Annotated in this window: 15 protein-coding genes; 6 read left to right on the top strand and 9 right to left on the bottom strand. The window is 70.0% G+C overall.

Translation table 11 applies throughout. From position 1 onward, the window contains the following. Positions 1–319 precede the first annotated feature (319 nt). The 6 genes from ACMTAK_RS14080 to ACMTAK_RS14055 all read left to right on the top strand — a co-directional run bounded on the left by ACMTAK_RS14080 (position 320) and on the right by ACMTAK_RS14055 (position 7804). Positions 320–1162 carry a nitrilase-related carbon-nitrogen hydrolase gene (locus ACMTAK_RS14080; RefSeq protein WP_413806561.1) on the top strand — a complete coding sequence of 281 codons (843 nt, stop codon included), beginning with the start codon at positions 320–322 and terminating at the stop codon, positions 1160–1162. Next, positions 1159–2538, top strand: a complete 1380-nt coding sequence (locus ACMTAK_RS14075) for an aspartate aminotransferase family protein (RefSeq protein ID WP_413806560.1) — start codon at positions 1159–1161, stop codon at positions 2536–2538. The genes ACMTAK_RS14080 and ACMTAK_RS14075 overlap by 4 nt, the downstream gene beginning before the upstream one ends. Then, a complete protein-coding gene (gene hydA / locus ACMTAK_RS14070) occupies positions 2535–3938 on the top strand; it encodes a dihydropyrimidinase (RefSeq protein WP_413812879.1) in 1404 nt (467 codons plus the stop codon). The genes ACMTAK_RS14075 and hydA overlap by 4 nt, the downstream gene beginning before the upstream one ends. Before the next feature lie 14 nt (positions 3939–3952). Further along, the gene (locus ACMTAK_RS14065; protein WP_413806559.1) at positions 3953–4954 is read left to right on the top strand and encodes a TIGR03842 family LLM class F420-dependent oxidoreductase; all 1002 of its coding nucleotides are present in this window, start codon (positions 3953–3955) and stop codon (positions 4952–4954) included. 217 nt (positions 4955–5171) lie between these two features. Further along, positions 5172–6209: a methyltransferase gene (locus tag ACMTAK_RS14060; RefSeq protein WP_413806558.1), complete on the top strand. Its 1038-nt coding sequence runs from the start codon at positions 5172–5174 to the stop codon at positions 6207–6209. A 104-nt stretch (positions 6210–6313) separates the two neighbouring features. Then, positions 6314–7804 carry an MFS transporter gene (locus ACMTAK_RS14055; RefSeq protein ID WP_413806557.1) on the top strand — a complete coding sequence of 497 codons (1491 nt, stop codon included), beginning with the start codon at positions 6314–6316 and terminating at the stop codon, positions 7802–7804. A 28-nt stretch (positions 7805–7832) separates the two neighbouring features. Here ACMTAK_RS14055 and ACMTAK_RS14050 read toward each other — a convergent pair whose 3' ends face one another. From ACMTAK_RS14050 to ACMTAK_RS14010, 9 genes are all read right to left on the bottom strand, one after another. After that, on the bottom strand, positions 7833–8600 hold the full coding sequence (locus ACMTAK_RS14050; protein WP_413806556.1) for an SDR family oxidoreductase: 768 nt from the start codon (positions 8598–8600) through the stop codon (positions 7833–7835). 51 nt (positions 8601–8651) lie between these two features. Beyond that, the gene (locus ACMTAK_RS14045; protein WP_413806555.1) at positions 8652–9677 is read right to left on the bottom strand and encodes a sugar-binding transcriptional regulator; all 1026 of its coding nucleotides are present in this window, start codon (positions 9675–9677) and stop codon (positions 8652–8654) included. A gap of 69 nt (positions 9678–9746) precedes the next feature. Continuing rightward, complete coding sequence (locus ACMTAK_RS14040) at positions 9747–11252, bottom strand: sugar ABC transporter ATP-binding protein (RefSeq protein WP_413806554.1); 1506 nt, start codon at positions 11250–11252, stop codon at positions 9747–9749. 25 nt (positions 11253–11277) lie between these two features. Continuing rightward, the gene (locus tag ACMTAK_RS14035) at positions 11278–12243 is read right to left on the bottom strand and encodes a sugar ABC transporter substrate-binding protein (RefSeq protein ID WP_413806553.1); all 966 of its coding nucleotides are present in this window, start codon (positions 12241–12243) and stop codon (positions 11278–11280) included. A gap of 53 nt (positions 12244–12296) precedes the next feature. Further along, positions 12297–13310 carry an ABC transporter permease gene (locus tag ACMTAK_RS14030; protein WP_413806552.1) on the bottom strand — a complete coding sequence of 338 codons (1014 nt, stop codon included), beginning with the start codon at positions 13308–13310 and terminating at the stop codon, positions 12297–12299. Positions 13311–13353: 43 nt separating this feature from the next. Continuing rightward, entirely contained in the window at positions 13354–14142 is a 789-nt protein-coding gene (locus ACMTAK_RS14025; protein WP_413806551.1) for an SDR family oxidoreductase, read from the bottom strand. Continuing rightward, positions 14139–15776, bottom strand: a complete 1638-nt coding sequence (locus tag ACMTAK_RS14020; RefSeq protein ID WP_413806550.1) for an FGGY-family carbohydrate kinase — start codon at positions 15774–15776, stop codon at positions 14139–14141. Before ACMTAK_RS14020 ends, ACMTAK_RS14025 begins: the two co-directional genes overlap by 4 nt. Further along, positions 15763–16734 (bottom strand): transketolase family protein, encoded by a 972-nt coding sequence (locus tag ACMTAK_RS14015; protein ID WP_413806549.1) that lies wholly within the window; start codon positions 16732–16734, stop codon positions 15763–15765. Before ACMTAK_RS14015 ends, ACMTAK_RS14020 begins: the two co-directional genes overlap by 14 nt. Continuing rightward, entirely contained in the window at positions 16731–17612 is an 882-nt protein-coding gene (locus ACMTAK_RS14010; RefSeq protein ID WP_413806548.1) for a transketolase, read from the bottom strand. The genes ACMTAK_RS14015 and ACMTAK_RS14010 overlap by 4 nt, the downstream gene beginning before the upstream one ends. Positions 17613–17786: the final 174 nt, after the last annotated feature.

The raw sequence follows: 17786 nt of genomic DNA, 5'->3' as shown, positions 1-17786 counted from the left end.
GCCGTCCGTCCGGCATCGGCCCCAGCCCCCGGGTGCGGATGCCGCCACCGGCGCCCGTACCCACCGGCCCGGCGCCCGGCGACGCGGCGCGCGCCCCCCACTCCGCTGCCCCGCTGCTCAAATGCGCCGAAGGCGCGAGACGAAACCCGCACCGAGGCGAGCCGAGAAGCCCATCTCGCCTGAACACGGACCCGACAAAACACGAAACGTGATCGTCTTCGTTGAGTAACGGCGGCGGTATTGCCAGAGTGGTCAGTGCGCTCTTACGTTCTTCACAGCCCGGATTCTACGTGCGTAGACACAGGTTCAGGAGCTGATCATGGCCAACCTCGTACGTGCCGCTCTCGTCCAGGCCACCTGGACCGGCGATACCGAATCGATGATCGCGAAGCATGAGGAATACGCCCGGCAGGCGGCCGCTCAGGGCGCCAAGGTGATCGGCTTCCAGGAGGTGTTCAACGCGCCGTACTTCTGCCAGGTGCAGGAGGCGGAACACTACCGGTGGGCGGAGGCGGTGCCGGACGGGCCGACCGTGGGGCGGATGCGGGAGCTGGCCCGGGAGACCGGGATGGTGATCGTCGTCCCCGTCTTCGAGCTCGAGCAGTCGGGCTTCTACTACAACACCGCGGCTGTGATCGACGCGGACGGCAGCTATCTCGGCAAGTACCGCAAGCACCACATCCCGCAGGTCAAGGGGTTCTGGGAGAAGTACTACTTCAAGCCGGGGAACCTGGGCTGGCCGGTGTTCGACACCGCCGTCGGCAAGGTCGGGGTGTACATCTGCTACGACCGCCACTTCCCCGAGGGCTGGCGCGAGCTGGGCCTGGCGGGGGCGCAGCTGGTCTACAACCCCTCGGCCACCTCCCGTGGCCTGTCGGCCCACCTCTGGCAGCTGGAGCAGCCCGCCGCGGCCGTCGCCAACGAGTACTTCATCGCCGCGATCAACCGCGTCGGCACCGAGGAGTACGGCGACAACGACTTCTACGGCACCAGCTACTTCGTCGATCCGCGCGGCCAGTTCGTCGGCGATGTGGCCAGTGACAGGAAGGAGGAGCTGATCGTCCGCGACCTCGACCTCGGCCTGATCGACGAGGTGCGCCAGCAGTGGGCGTTCTACCGCGACCGCCGGCCCGACGCCTACGAGGGGCTGGTGCAGCCATGAGCAGCGACATCAACGACATCAACGACATCAACGACGTCAACGACGTCAAAAGCGGCCCCCACGCCACCCTCCACGCCCGCCACCAGGCCGTACTCCCCGACTGGCTCGCCGTCTACTACCAGCGCCCCATCGAGATCACCCACGGCGAGGGACGCCATGTCTGGGACGCCGAGGGCAACCGCTACCTCGACTTCTTCGGCGGCATCCTCACCACGATGACCGCCCACGCCCTCCCCGAGGTCACCAAGGCGATCAGTGAGCAGGCCGGACGGATCCTGCACACCTCCACGCTCTACCTCGACCGGCCCATGGTCGACCTGGCCGAGCGGGTCGCCGCGCTGTCCGGCATCCCGGACGCGCGGGTCTTCTTCACCACCTCCGGCACCGAGGCCAATGACACGGCCCTGCTGCTCGCCACGACCTACCGCCGCTCCAACCAGATCCTGGCGATGCGCAACAGCTACCACGGCCGCTCCTTCTCGGCCGTCGGCATCACCGGCAACCGCGGCTGGTCGCCGACCAGCCTGTCCCCGTTGCAGACGCTGTACGTGCACGGCGCGGTGCGCACCCGGGGTCCGTTCGCCGGGCTGTCCGACGGCGAGTTCATCAAGGCGTGCGTGGCCGACCTGGAGGACGTGCTCGGCCAGGCGCACGGCAATGTCGCCGCGCTGATCGCCGAGCCGATCCAGGGCGTGGGCGGCTTCACCTCCCCGCCCGACGGGCTGTTCGCCGCCTTCCGTGAGGTGCTCGACCGGCACGGCATCCTGTGGATCACCGATGAGGTGCAGACCGGCTGGGGCCGCACCGGCGACCACTTCTGGGGCTGGCAGGCGCACGACGGCTCCGGGCCGCCCGACATCCTCACCTTCGCCAAGGGCATCGGCAACGGCATGTCGATCGGCGGTGTGGTCGCCCGCGCCGACGTCATGAACTGCCTGGGCGCCAACTCCATCTCCACCTTCGGCGGCAGCCCGATCACCATGGCCGCCGGTCTGGCCAACCTCAGCCATCTGGTCGAACACGATCTCCAGGGCAACGCCCGCCGGGTCGGCGGGCTGCTGATCGAGCGGCTGCGCGCGGCCTGCGCCGGTCTGGACGGTGTGCGCGAGGTCCGCGGCCGGGGGCTGATGATCGGCATCGAGCTGGTGGACCCGGGCACCGGCGAACCGTCCCCCGAGGGCGCGTCCGCCGTGCTGGAAGCCGCCCGGGAGGGCGGGCTGCTCATCGGCAAGGGCGGCGGGCACAACAGCAGCGTGCTGCGGATCGCCCCGCCGCTCAGCCTCACCGTCGCCGAGGCCGAGGAGGGCGCGGAGATCCTCGAGGCCGCCCTCACGTCCGCCCTGGAGACCACCCGGACCGGAAGGAGCGCGAGCTGATGTCCCGTACCGTGATCCGCGGCGGGCTGGTCGTCACCGCCGCCGAGGAGACCCCGGCCGATGTGCTGATCGAGGACGGCAAGGTCGCCGCCCTCGCCGCGCCCGGCAGCGAGTGGGCCCAGGGCTGGACCGCCGACCGCACGATCGACGCCACCGGCAAGTACGTCATCCCGGGCGGGGTCGACGGGCACACCCATATGGAGATGCCGTTCGGCGGCACGTTCGCCTCCGACACCTTCGAGACCGGCACCCGGGCGGCGGCCTGGGGCGGCACCACCACCATCGTGGACTTCGCCGTCCAGACGGTGGGGCACGCCCTGCGCGAGGGGCTGGACGCCTGGCATCTCAAGGCGCGCGGCAACTGCGCCATCGACTACGGCTTCCACATGATCCTCTCCGATGTGAACGAGAGCACCCTCAAGGAGATGGATCTCCTGGTGGGGGAGGGCGTGAGCAGCTTCAAGCTGTTCATGGCCTATCCGGGGGTCTTCTACAGCGACGACGGCCAGATCCTGCGGGCCATGCAGCGCGCCTCCGGCAACGGCGGGCTGATCATGATGCATGCCGAGAACGGCATCGCCATCGACGTCCTGGTGGAGCAGGCCCTGGCCGAGGGCAGGACCGACCCCCGCTACCACGGTGAGGTCCGCAAGGCGCTGCTGGAGTCGGAGGCGACCCATCGCGCCATCCAGCTCGCCCGGGTGGCCGGCGCGCCGCTGTATGTGGTCCACGTGTCGGCCGAGGAGGCCGTCGCGGAGCTGACCCACGCCCGTGACCTGGGGCTTCCGGTCTTCGGCGAGACCTGTCCGCAGTATCTGTTCCTGTCCACGGACAACCTCGCCGAACCGGACTTCGAGGGCGCCAAGTACGTCTGCTCCACCCCGCTGCGGCCCGCCCCGCACCAGGCCGCCCTGTGGCGGGGGCTGCGGACAGGCGACCTCCAGGTGGTCTCCACCGACCACTGCCCGTTCTGCTTCACCGGGCAGAAGGAGCTGGGCCGGGGCGACTTCTCCAAGATCCCCAACGGTATGCCGGGCGTGGAGCACCGGATGGACCTGCTCCACCAGGCCGTGGTGGACGGCCATATCTCCCGCCGCCGCTGGATCGAGATCGCCTGTGCCACCCCGGCCAGGATGTTCGGCCTCTACCCGCGCAAGGGCACCATCGCGCCCGGCTCCGACGCCGACATCGTCGTCTACGACCCGGGGGCCCAGCAGACCCTGTCCGCCGAGACCCACCACATGAACGTCGACTACTCGGCGTACGAGGGCAAGCAGATCACCGGGCAGGTCGAGACCGTGCTCTCGCGCGGTCTGCCCGTCATCGACCAGCGGGAGTACACCGGACGTGCCGGCCACGGCCAGTTCCTCATCCGCGACACCTGTCAGTATCTGAGCTGACCCAGGGAGCGAGCATGGACTTCGGACTCGTGCTGCAGACCGATCCACCCGCCTCGGCCGTCGTCGAGCTGATGCGCCGTGCCGAGCGCAATGGCTTCGGCTACGGCTGGACGTTCGACTCCGCCGTGCTGTGGCAGGAGCCGTTCGTCATCTACAGCCAGATCCTGGCCAGGACCGAGCGGCTGATCGTCGGCCCCATGGTCACCAACCCCGGGACCCGCACCTGGGAGGTGACCGCCTCCACCTTCGCCACGCTCAACGAGATGTACGGCAACCGCACGGTCTGCGGGATCGGTCGTGGCGACTCCGCGCTGCGGGTGGCGGGGCGCAAGCCCAACACCCTCGCCCGCCTCGAGAACGCCATCGACGCCATCCGCGATCTGGCGGAGGGCCGGGAGGCCGTCGTGGACGGCAGCCCGATGCGGATCCCCTGGATCGAGGACAGCAGGCTGCCGGTGTGGATGGCGGCGTACGGCCCCAAGGCGCTCGCGCTGGCCGGGCGGAAGGCCGACGGCTTCATCCTCCAGCTCGCCGACCCGTTCCTGACGGAGTGGATGGTCAAGGCGGTGCGCTCCGCCGCCGCCGAGGCCGGGCGCGATCCGGACGCGGTCACCATCTGCGTCGCCGCCCCCGCGTATGTCGGGGACGATCTGGCCCACGCCCGTGAGCAGTGCCGCTGGTTCGGCGGCATGGTCGGCAACCACGTGGCCGACCTGATCTCCCGCTACGGGGAGCACTCCGGGGCCGTGCCCGAGTCCCTGACCGCGTACATCAAGGAGCGGCAGGGGTACGACTACGCCCACCACGGCCGGGCCGGCAACCCGGACACGGCGTTCGTGCCCGACGAGATCGTGGACCGGTTTTGTCTGCTCGGCCCGGCCGAGGCGCATATCGAGAAGCTGGAGCGGCTGCGCGAGCTGGGGGTCGGCCAGTTCGCGGTCTACGCGATGCATGACGCGAAGGAGCGCACGCTCGACGCGTATGGCGAGCGCGTCATTCCCGCGTTCAGCGGCTGATCGCCTCACCGGCTCAGCCGCGCACCGGCGAGGCATGGCCCCTTTTCCTAAGGAGGGGTTAATTCCGTTTCCCCGGCCGCCCGTCGACTATCGGCGGGCGGCCGCGGAGAACACAAAGCGGACCCCCGAAAACCTTCGAACATGGTTACAATCACCTCGGTTTTTGTGCTCTGATGTCCGGTCGGCCGAACGACTCCTTGTCACAGAAGGGTTGGGCATGACACAAACCGAGGTACCGATAGATGTGGAGCTCCGGGGGCTCTACAAGGCCCACTATCGGTTTCAGTTCCTGAGCGCGGCATTCCAGTTAGGGCTCTTCGCGCTCGCGGAGAAGGAACCCGGCCTGGCCGTGGGTGAGATAGCCACCCGGCTGGGCCTCAAGGAGCAGCCCACCCGTATCCTCCTTCTCGGCTGTACGGTATTCGGGCTTTTGGACAAGCAGGGCGACGGCTACCACACCACCCCGCTCTCGAAGCCGCTGACCGCCAACTTCGACGAGGCGCCCGCCTCCAACATTCCCTGGGAACAAGACGGTATCTACCGGGCGATGTCCTGGTTCTGTGAATCCCTCAGGGAAGACACCAACGTCGGTCTGCGGCGTGAGATTCCGGGAACGGCGTCCACCCTCTACGGGCGACTCGCCGAAAATCCCGATCTGGAAGCCACATTCCACACCATGATGTCCTCGGTGAGCAGGCTCGTGGGTGCCGAACTGGGAGAGAAGCTCGACCTCTCCGAGTGCACCCACCTCCTGGACATCGGCGGCGGAACGGCCATCAACGCCTCCAACTTCGCCGCCCGCCGGCCGGATCTGCGCATCACCATCGGCGATCTGCCCTCCATCGCGGCGGCCGCCAACGAGAAGATCGAGAAGCTGGGGCTGGCCGACCGGGTGCGGGCGGTGAGCCTCGACGCCTTCCACGACGAGTTCCCGACCGGCTGCGACGGAGTGCTCTTCGCGCACTTCCTGGAGATCTGGTCCCCCGAGCGGGTCCAGGAACTCCTCGCCAAGGCCGCCCGCGCCCTCCCTCCCGGCGGCGCGGTCTACGTGGTCACCCCGCGCCAGGACGACGACGGCACCGGACCGGAGCGGGCGGCGCTGCTGTCCGCGTACTTCCACACCATCGCCTCCGGCGAGGGCATGGTCTACACGGGTGCCGAGTACGAGGAGTGGTTCCGCGCGGTGGGCATCGAGCCCACCGGACGGGTGCCCCTCGGCGCGGACACCGTCGTGATCACCGGCCGCAAGGCATAGTCCGGAACCAGGCGAGGACACCCCCGGCGGGCGCGCCGTGCGATGCGGAGGTCGCAGCGGCCCGTGTGCCGGGGGCATGACCCGCCCCGATCGGGAGGCGAACCATGGCCGGCGCCACGAGCCCAGCCACCCCGGACCACGCGGACAGCGAGGGCGACCGCCCGTCGCCGCACCACCGCCACAAGTGGCTGATCCTGGGGATCTGCTGCATCAGCCTGTTCATGGTGGGCCTCGACACCACCATCGTGAACCTCGCCCTGCCGTCCATCCAGGAGGATCTGGACGCCACGCCCTCGGGGCTCCAGTGGACGGTGGACGCCTACACCGTGGTGCTCGCCAGCCTGCTGATGCTCTCCGGCTCCATGGCCGACCGGTTCGGCAGGCGCAGAACGTTCCAGACCGGGCTGCTGCTGTTCAGCCTGGGGTCACTGCTGTGCGGGCTGGCCTCCGACACCGGTTCGCTGATCGCCTTCCGGATGGTGCAGGCCATGGGCGGCGCCATGCTCAACCCGGTCGCGGTCTCGATCATCGCCAACACCTTCACCGACCTGAGGGAGCGGGCCAGGGCGATCGGGATGTGGGGCGCGGTCGCGGGCGTGAGCATCGCGCTGGGGCCCGTCGTCGGCGGTGCGCTGGTGGACTCCACCGGCTGGCAGGCCGTCTTCTGGGTCAACCTCCCGGTCGCCGCCCTCGCCCTGGTCCTCACCGCGCTGTTCGTCCCCGAGTCCAAGGCGCCGCGGCCGCGCAGGCTCGATCCGGTGGGGCAGCTGCTGGTGATCGTGGCGCTGGCGACGCTCACGTTCGGCATCATCGAGGGCCCGGTCAAGGGCTGGGACTCGGCCCCGATCGTCGGCTGCTTCACGGTCGCCGTGGCCGCCGCCGTCTCCCTCATCCGCTATGAACTCCGCCGCGTCGAACCGCTGCTGGACGTCCGCTTCTTCCGCAGCCCCTCCTTCAGCGGCGCCATCGCCTCGGCGGTGTGCGGCTTCGCCGCGCTCGCCGGGTTCCTCTTCCTCAACGCCCTGTACCTCCAGGACGTCAAGGAATTCTCCCCGCTGCACACCGGGCTGCTCACGCTGCCGATGGCGGCCATGACCCTGGTCTCCTCGCCGCTCGCGGGCCGTATCGTCGGCGCCCGCGGCCCGCGCATCCCGATGGTGATCGCCGGGGCCGGAACGGCGGCGTGCGGACTGCTGCTGACCCAGGTGCGGGCGGACACCCCGATCTGGTACCTCGTCATCGCCTATGTGGCGTTCGGCATCGGCTTCGGCATGCTCGACGCCCCGCTGACCTACTCGGCCGTCTCCGGGATGCCGCGCTCCCAGGCCGGAGTGGCCGCCGCGGTCACCTCCACCGGCCGCCAGGTGGGGGCGGCGCTCGGCGTCGCCGTCCTCGGGTCGGTCTCCACCGCACGGGTGCACGGCCCCTTCAGCTCCGGGTTCCCCGGAGCCAGCCATCTGGGCTGGGCGATCATGGCCGGGTGCGGGCTCGCCATCGTGACACTGGGCCTGCTCACCACCGGCGCCCGGGGCCGCCGCCCGGCGGGGCCCAGCCCCGAACCGGCCTCCGACCAGCCCGCCGAACGCGTGCCCTGACCCGTGCCGCGCCCTCGACAAAGGGCCGCTACCAGCAGGTGACGCCCCCGTCGACCAGCAGGTCCACCCCCGTGACAAAGCTCGCCGCGTCGCTCAGCAGGAACACCGTCGGCCCGACCATCTCGTCCACCGTCGCCATACGGCCCAGTGGGGTGTCCGCTTCGAACCGCGCGACGCGTTCGGCCACTTCGGGGCGGCGATTCATGGGGGTGGCCGTATAGCCGGGGCTTACGCTGTTGACCCGGATGCCCCGGTCACACCATTCCGTGGCCAGGCTCTTGGTCAGCTGCATCACGGCGGCCTTCGACGCGTTGTAGTGGGCCTGGGTCAGCCCCCGGTTGGCGATGGTGCCCGACATGGAGGCGATGTTGACGATGGAACCACCGCCGTTGCGCAACAGCGCCCGGCCTTCGGCCTGACAGGAGAGGAACACACCGTTCAGGTTCACCTCGATCACCTTGTTCCACTGCTCGACCGGCATGTCCTCGGCCGGGGCGGCGTTGGCGATCCCGGCGGCGTTGACCGCCAGCCGGAGCGGACCCAGCTCGCGTTCGACCCGGGCCACGGCCTCCTCGAGATCCTCGGCCCGCGTCACATCGGCGGGGAGCGCGACCGCTCGTCGCCCGGTCTCCCCGATCGCCTCGGCCGTGCCCGCCAGATCGCTCTGCGGCAGATCGAGGCACCCGATATCGGCCCCCATCTCCGCGAGCCCTGTCGCCAGGCGTCGGCCGATGCCGCTGCCGGCTCCCGTGACGAGGGCGACGCTGTCATCGAGTCGGAACGAGGGGACGGCCATGGGTTCCTCCAAGGTTCGTTCGGCCGGTTCCCCGGCGTGTGTCGGCCGGATTTACGGCGCGGGTCGGTCGGGCCTGCCGGCCAGTCGGCCGGCGACCCCGAGATCGGTGATCAGGACATCGACCCAGCCGCCCAGCAGCGCCGCCCGTATCGCGGCGTACTTGCGGTCTCCGCCGGCCACTCCGATACGGCGCGGGACGGCTCGGTAGACGTCCGGGGTGATGCCGATGACGCGGTCGTTGAGATCGGTGTCGAGCAGGGTGCCGTTTTCGTCGAAGAAGTGCAGACAGATATCGCCCACCGCGCCGAGACTGCGCAGCTTCTCCTGGTCGTCGAGGGCGAAGATATTGCCGCTGCGGCGCAGCAGCGGTGAGGGTTCGAGACTGCCGATGCCCACGATGGCGAGGGTGAGGTTCTTCCAGGCCGCGGCCACGCTGCTCACCTTGGGGTCGGCGAGGATCGCGTCCCGGACGGTGGCGCCGGCGACCAGGCCCGGGGCCGACATGAAAACCGGTTCCGCACCGGTCATCTCGGCGAGCCGCCCCATCAGCCGGGTCGCCTGGACCTGGACCTGCGGCTCGCCCACCCCGCCCATCAGCTGGACGACCTCCTCCAGGAACCGCCCGCCGGGGCGGGACCGCATGGCCTCGACGGCCGCCAGCAGTGTGGCGCTCCACGAGGAGATTCCCAGCCGGTCGCCCTCCATGAGCGTCGTCTCCAGATAGACGGCGGCCGCCGCGCCGAGCGCCGGGATGACCGAGTCGGCCTCTCCCTCGACGTCGACCACGACCACATCGCGAAGCCCGTAAGCCGCCGCGATCTCCTCTTCCAGATCGGCGAAGACACCGTCGGGGGGTACCACGATGGTGCGGACGATGCCGAGCTTGGCGGCCTGGGTGAGCAGCCTGGAGACGCGCGCCTGGGAGATGTGCAGCTCCTCGGCGATCCGCGGCTGCCGCATGCCCTGCTCGTGGTAGAGGCGGGCGATACGGGTCATCAGACGCAGTTGTTCGTCGCTGGTCGCCATGCGGGTGGTGCGGCGGGTCATCGGCTGACCGGTCCGGCTATGGGGATTCATGTCGTCCTTTCAGGCAGGCCCAAGCGCTCGGGCGACGGCGCCTGGGCGAAGGCGGGCCGCCGAAGTGCATCATGCCGTGGCGAGACGCATGACCGCGGCGTCGGTGGCCTCGGCCGCCTGAAGGATTCCCCGCGGCCGTCCCCGGCTGAGGACGAGCACACGGTGGGACAGCCCCAGGACCTCGTCGAGGTCGGAACTGACCACGATGACCGCCATACCGGACCGGGCCAGGTCCGCGATCACCTCATAGATCGCGGCACGGGCACCGACGTCGATGCCGCGGGTCGGCTCGTCGAGGATGACGACCTTCGGCTTGCGCTCCAGCCACTTGGCGATGACGACCTTCTGCTGGTTGCCGCCGGAGAGCGTGCGCACCGGCTGGCCCGCCCGCCCCTTGACGGTCATGACCTTGATGGCGCCGTCGGCCACCGATGCCACCCGCCGCGGGCTCAGCCAGCCCCGGCGGGCGATCCGGTCGAGGTTCGGCAGGGCCACGTTGTCCCCGATCGACAGGTCGAGTACGGCCCCCTGGGCCTTGCGGTCCTCGGGAACCAGCACCATGCCCGCCTCGATGGCGTCGCGGGGCCCGCGCAGCCGCAGCACCCGGCCGTCGACGGCCACCGACCCCTCGGTCACCGGGTCGACACCCGCGATCGCCCGCACCAGCTCGGTACGGCCCGCCCCGACGATCCCCGCGATGCCGAGCACCTCGCCTTCGTGAACCGTGAACGAGACGTCCTGGAAGGAGGGGTTCGCCAGGTCGCGCACCTGGAGCACCTCCCGCGGCCGGGGAGCGCCGGTGTCGGGGAAGATGCGCTCGATGCTGCGCCCGACCATTTCCTCCACCAACTGGGTCACGGGCACGTGGGCGGTCGCGTGTGTGGCGACGCACTGTCCGTCGCGCATCACCACCACCCGGTCGCAGATCCGGGCGATCTCCTCCAGCCGGTGGCTCACATAGATGAAGGACATGCCGTCCTTCCGCAGCGCGTCGATCCGGCCGAAGAGGTGATCGGTCTCCTCGCCGCCGAGAGCGGCCGTCGGCTCGTCGAGGATCAGCAGGCGTGCGTCGAGGGTCAGCGCCTTGGCGATCTCGACCTGCTGCTGCTGGGCCACGCGCAGCGTGCGGACCAGCCGGGTGGGGGAGATGTCGAGCCCCAGCCGCCGCAGCTGTTCCCGCGCCCGCCGGTTCATCTCGGCACGGTCGATCCGCCCCCGGCGGCGCGGAAGCCGCCCGAGAAAGACGTTCTCGGCCACGGACAGGTCCGGGAGCAGGCGCATCTCCTGGTGGATGAGGCCGATGCCGTGCTGGATGGCGTCCCCGGGGGACTTGGGCTCGTAGGGCCGCCCCTGCCAGGTCATCCGGCCGGTGTCGGAGGGGAAGGTGCCCGCGACGATGTTGGACACCGTCGACTTTCCGGCGCCGTTCTCGCCGAGCAGCGCCACCACTTCACCGGGGCGCACGTCCAGGTCGAACCGGTCGAGCGCCTGAGTGGCCCCGAAGCGCTTGGATATCCCCCGTACGGCCAGGCCCTGGGAGGACCCCGCCGCCGGGTGATGGCCGATGTCTGTCATCGCCGCTTCTCCTCCATGCCGCCGCTCACGGGTGGGTCTTGATGAACTCGGTGGCCTTCTTCTGGTCCTTGCTGGTCAGCAGGAACGCGGGCTGCAGCTGTACGGCGGGGACCTTCTTGCCCTTGATGATGTCCAGGGCGGTGTTCACGGACATCCGGCCCATCTTCCGCGTCTGCTGGACCATCGTGGCGTCGACGGTGCCCTTGCGGACGGCCTTCAGCCCGGCGATGTCCCCGTCGAAGCCGACGATCAGATGCTTCTTGTGCGTACCCGAAGCCTTGACGGCCTGGGCGGCGCCCAGCGCCATCGCGTCCGCCTGCCCCCACAGGATGTCGATTCCGGGGTGTGCCTGGAGCATGTCCTGGGCCACCGAGTAGGCCTTGTCCTGCGCCCAGTCGGCGGGCTGCTGGGACACCACCTTGATGCCCGGCGCCTTCTTGAGCGCCTGGCCGAAACCCTTCTGCCGGTCAACCTGCGGAGTGGTGCCGATCTGGCCCTGGAGGACCGCGAGTTGTCCCTTGCCGCCGGACTGCTTGACGACCCAGTCGCCGAGAGTCCGGGCAGCCGCGACGCTGTCGCTGGCGATGAAGGACTTGCCGGGCTGGCCGGGTGGGTTGCGATCGACCGTGACGACCGGGATGTGCGCGCGGTTCGCCGCCTTCACCGGTACTCCGGCGGCCGTGGCGCCCGCCGGGATGTAGATGATGGCGCTCACCTGGCGGCTGACGAAGTCCTGGATCTGGTTGACCTGGGTGGCCGCGTCGCCATGGGCGTCGGAGACGACGACCTTGATGCCCTTCTTCTTGGCCTCGGCCGTCACGGACTGCTTGATCTGATTGAAGAAGTCGGCCTGGAGGTTGGCCACGGCCAGGCCGATCGTGATCTGCTTGCCGTCGGCCGTCTTGGCGCCGTCGCCGCCCCGCCCGCAGGCGGCGACGCCGACCAGCATGGCGGCCGCGATCCCGGTGGCTATCACTCGTCGCGTTGTCATGGAACTACTCCTTGGTCGTGCCGAGGTGCTCAAAGGGGGAGGGGCCGGGGTGGTCAGCGCGTTTCCCGTCGACGGAGGACGTCGAGCATGACGGCCAGCGCGATCACCAGACCGATGACGATCTGCTGGATGAACGGGGACACGCCCAGCAGGTTGAGTCCATTGCGCAGGACTCCGATGATCAGCACGCCGAACAGCGTGCCGCTGACCGAGCCGACACCCCCGCTGAGGCTCGCTCCGCCGATCACCACGGCGGCGATGGTGTCGAGCTCATAGCCGGTGCCGGCGCTCGGCTGGGAGGAGTCCAGGCGCATCGTCAGGAACACCCCGGCGAGACCCGCCAACAGCCCGGTCACGGTGTAGACCAGCACCGTCCGCCGCTTCACATTGATACCGGCGAGTCGGGCCACCTCGGCGCTGCCGCCGATGGCGTACAGGGCGCGCCCGCCGGACCGGTAACGCATATAGGCCCAGCCGGCCACGTACAGCGCCGCCAGCACGGCGGTCGACGCGGTGAAGATGCCGAGGTACCGGGAGGTGGACAGATTGTCGAACCAGTCGGGGAACCCGACGATCTGCTGTCCGTCCGTGATGACGTTGGCCAGCCCGCGTGCGATCGACATCATCGCCAACGTCGCGATGAAGGGCGGCAGTTTGGTGTACGTGATGCCCAGCCCGTTGGCCAGGCCGCACGCCCCCGCGACGCCGATCGCGGCCACCGCGCTCAGCCACAGCGGCCATCCCTCGTTGTGGGAGAGCCAGCCGACCACCATGGTCGCCAGGGCGAGCACGGCGCCGACCGAGAGATCGATGCCGCCCATGACGATCACGGCGGTCATGCCCAGGGCGAGCAGACCCAGGACGGCGGTCTGGTCGACGATGTTGAGCAGATTGCTCTGGGTGAGGAAGTACGGCGTCGCGATGAAGAAGACGACGCACATGGCGACCAGCCCGAGGGCGGGCCCGCGCGATCCCGTGAGCATGCCCGTCAGCCAGGACGGTAGCCGTATGCGGTGGGTGTCCGGTGGTGCGTCAACAGCTGTCGCGGCGTTGCCGGTCGTGCTCATGGAAATCCTCCGAATGGCTTTCGGTTGCCGACGTCGGTCGGCGCTAGTTCATGAACATCCCGCCGTCGACGTTGATCGTCTGGCCGGTGATGTACTCCGCCTCCGGTGAGGCGAGGAAGAGCAGCAGATGGGCGATGTCGTCATGGGTTCCGGCGCGCCCGAGCGGGATTCCCGCGATCCACTCGGCCATCAGTTCCCCGGGCTCGTAGGTGCCGAGGAGCCCGCCCCAGACGCGGTCGTTGTAGTCCCACATGTCGCTGCCGACGATGCCGGGGGCGTAGGCGTTCACCGTGATCCGGTCCTTGGCGAGCTCCTTGGCCAGGCTCTGGGTGAGGCCGACGACCCCGAACTTGCTGGCCGCGTAGTGCGGCGTGTAGATGAACCCCTGCCGTGCCTGTCCCGAGGCGGCGTTGAGGATGCGCCCGCCGCGACCGTGCCGGCGCATCGCCGCGGCCGCGGCCTGGGCGCACAGAAAGGTGCCGGTGGTGTTGACCGACAGGACCTTCTGCCAGTCGTCGTGGGTGAGGTCTTCGAGCCGGCTGATGGTGATGACGCCCGCGTTGTTGACCAGGACGTCGAGCCGGCCCCAGGTGTCCTCGGCGAGGGCGAAGGCACGGGCCACATCCTCGGGCGAGGTCACGTCGGCCCGGAGGCCGAGGGTTCCGGTGCCGCTTGTCGTGGCCAGGTCCCTTGCCGTGTCCACCACGGAACCGTCCGCGTCGACCATCAGGACGTCGGCGCCCTCCCCGGCGAACCGGGAGGCGATTCCCAGGCCGATCCCGCGCGCGGCTCCGGTGACGACGACGGCCCGTCCCGCGTATCTCCCCGTCATGACGTTCCTCCGGTGGCCGAGGGCTCGGGTGCCCGACGAGCGGCGGCGGGCGCCCGCGGCGCGGGTGCCGGTTCGGCGGTCGTCCCGGTGCCGACGGGCGGGGACACCACGGGGACGGCCGGCTCGGGGCCGTCCTGCTCGGTGGGCGCGGGGCCGTCCTGCTCGGTGGGTGCTTGGAGGCGGGCGCGCCGCACCGCCGTATGCCAGGACGCGAGCCTCCGGGTGCGGGTGGCCTCGTCGCCGACCGGCGTGGAGATCTCGCAGGGCCGGTTCAGCTGGTCCAGGGCGGTCTGGTCCCACACTCCCCGGGTCAGCCCCGCGAGGTGGGCGGCGCCCAGGGCCGACAGATCGCGGGCCAGGGCCCGCTCCACGACGCGTCCGCTGGTGTCGGCCTGCAACTGCATCAGCACCGGGTTGGAGCTCGCTCCACCGTCCGCGAGCAGCCGGGCCACCGGGCCGGTCTCCCGCTCGACCGCCGCCACCACGTCCTCGACCTGGAACGCGATCGATTCCAGCGCGGCCCGCGCGATATGCCCGGTCTCGGTGCCGAGGGTGATCCCGCTGATCAGGCCGACCGCGTTCTCGTCCCACCACGGAGCGCCCAGACCCCCGAACGCCGGGACAATGGTCACGCCCTCGCTGCTGTCGGCGGCCAGCTCCGCCAGTTCGGACGGGGGACGCCCGAGCAGACCCGCCAGCCAGTTGACGGTGGCCCCGGTGGAGCGGATGTTGCCTTCCACCGCCCAGGTCGGGCAGCCGCCGGTCTGCCAGGCGACGGTCAGGCACAGCCCGGAGGACACCCTGGTCGCGGCGGGTATCACCGCCATCACCGACGAACCGGTTCCGTACGTCGCCTTGACCGTCCCCCGCTGCCAGCCCGCATGGGCGAACAGCGCCGCGTGGGAGTCACCGAGCACGGCCGTCACGGGCACCCCGTCCGGCAGGGGCGCGAGACCGCGCGTCCCGGGGAACGGGCCCTGTGACGGTACGACCTGTGGCAGCACCTCATGCGGCACGTCGAAGATCCGGGTGAGCCGCTCGTCCCATACGCACCGGCGGACATCGAGCAGTTGGGTGCGGGTGGCGTTGCCGACCTCGATGAGATGGGCCCCGCTGAGCTTGAACAGCAGCCACGAGTCGACCGTGCCCAGGCACAGTTCGCCCGCGCGGCTGCGGCGCCGGTCGGGGTCGTGCCGGTCCAGCAGCCAGGCGGCCTTGGGCGCCGAGAACATCGGGTCCAGTGGCAGACCGCTGACCTCGCGGATCAGCTCCGCATCGGGCTCGGCGCGCAGGAGCGCGGGATCGCCCGCCGTGCGCTTGTCCAGCCAGCCGAGCAGTGGGCTCAGCGGCGCCCCGGTCGCCCGGTCCCACAGCAGCAGCGACTCGCGCTGTGTGCTCAGGCCGATGGTGGCCACGCGCGAGACGTCCTGCCCGTCGAGGCATGCGGCGACGACGCGGCGGCAGCTGTCCCAGATCTCCTCCGCCGACTGTTCGACCCATCCGGGGGCCGGGGTGGCGAGGGTCACCGGGGCGGACGCACGGGCGACGATGTCCCCGCGCCGGTCGACCAGGATCGCCTTGGTCGCGCTGGTGCCCTGGTCCACGGCCAGGACGAGCGGTTCAGCCGTGCTCATGGGACAGCAGCTCCCGGGCGGCGACGGCGATGCCGTCCGCGGTCAGGCCGAAGTGTTCCAGCAGGAAAGAGGTGCTGCCGGTGGGCGCGAACTGCCGGGGCACCCCCAGGATTCGCATGGGGACCGGATGGTTCTGGGCCACCAGGCCGGCCACCGCCGCGCCCAGCCCGCCCGTGGTGGTGGCCTCCTCGGCCGTGATGAGGCCCGTGGTCTCACGGGCCGCGCGCAGCACCGCTTCCTCGTCCATCGGTTCGACGAAGGTCATGTTCAGCACGCGTACGCCGATGCCCTCGGCGCGCAGCGTCCGGGCCGCGGCCAGCGCACGGGAGACCAGGGTGCCGATGGCCAGCACCGTGATGTCATCGCCCTCGGTGAGCTGGATGGCCCGCCCGGGTTCGAAGGGCGCGCCCTCCGGAGTGACGGAAGGGATCTTGAAGCGCGGGATGCGCAGATAGACCGGGCCCTCATGGGCGGCAGCCCAGCGTACGGCGGCGCGGGTCTGAGCCGGGTCGGCCGGGACCGCGACGGCCAGATCGGCGATGGCTCGCATCCACGACAGATCCTCGATCGAGTGATGGGTCGGTCCCAGTTCGCCGTACGCCAGGCCGGGGCTCTGGCCGCACAGCACGACGGGCAGACCGTTGTACGCGGCATCCGTCTTGATCTGCTCGGTGGCCCGGCCGGTGAGGAACGGGCCGGCCGCGCTCACGAAGGGGATCAGCCCGCCGTTCGCCAGCCCCGCGCCCACCCCGACGAGGTCCTGCTCGGCTATGCCCACATTGATCAGCCGGTCGGGGTACAGCTCCCGGAAGTGGACGAGGTTGCTCGATCCCACCGAGTCATTGCAGACGGCGACGATCCGCGGGTCCTCGGCGGCCAGGGCGATGAGCTCCTCGGCGAAGGCCTGCCGGCAGTCATAGGTCCAAGTGGCGTTGTCGGGTATCAGATCGGCGGTCATCGGCTCAGCTCTTCCAGTGCGGCGTGGACCTGGCGGGCGTCGGGCACCTTGTGGTGCCACTCCACGCGGTCCTCGATGAACGACACGCCCTTGCCCTTGACGGTGTGGGCCACCACGGCGACCGGCCGGCCCGTGGTGGAGGGCCGCAGCGCGGACAGCAACTGGGCGTGGTCGTGTCCGTCGGCCTCGCGTACCTCCCACCCGAAACTGGTCCACTTGTCCGCCAGCGGCTCCAGACGCTTGGTGTCCTCGGTGCGGGCGCCCTGCTGGAGGCGGTTGCGGTCGACGATCGCGGTGAGGGAGTCGAGGTCGTAGTGGGAGGCGGTCATCGCCGCCTCCCAGTTGCTGCCCTCCTGCAACTCGCCGTCGCCGAGGACGACATAGGTGCGGTAGGACCGGCCCGAGAGCTTGGCGGCCAGGGCGCAGCCGACCGCGACGGGGAATCCGTGCCCAAGTGGCCCGGTGTTCGTCTCCACACCCGGCACCTTGGTCCGGTTCGGATGGCCGTTGAGCGCGGACAGCGGGGCCATAAACATGGACAACTCGGACAGGGGGAAGTAGCCGCAGTGGGCGAGCGTGGCGTACAGGGCCGCCGAGCAGTGGCCCTTGCTGAGGATGAATCGGTCGCGGTCCGGTCTGCGGGGCTCGCCGGGGTCCACGTCGAGGACCCGTCCGAAGAGGGTGGCGAGGATGTCGGTCACCGACAGATCGCCGCCTATGTGGCCGAGTTGGGCCTCGTCGATCATGCGCACCACGCTGCGCCGCACTTCAGTGGCCAGAAGTTGTAGGTCGTGGGTGTCGGTGGGGCTGCCTTCGTCGGCGATGCGGCGGCGTCGCGCCTGGAACCGTTCGGCGCCGTCGGGGTCTGGCTTGAGCATCTGAACGTCCTTAGTCGCTGACTTTGGTGAGGTCCGGCAGGTCTGGTGCCGCACCGCCGGGGCCACTCAAGGGGGCGGTGAGGAGGGCGATTCGGGGAAGAAGGAGTGAATATCTATTCACTAGTGAATTGTGGTGCCCGCAACGTAAGACGGGTTTCAGTCATGTGTCAATGG

It is taken from the genome of Streptomyces lacaronensis (genome assembly GCF_047337785.1).
GTDB classification, from domain to species: domain Bacteria; phylum Actinomycetota; class Actinomycetes; order Streptomycetales; family Streptomycetaceae; genus Streptomyces; species Streptomyces lycopersici.
This window is presented reverse-complemented; position numbering and strand designations above follow the sequence as displayed.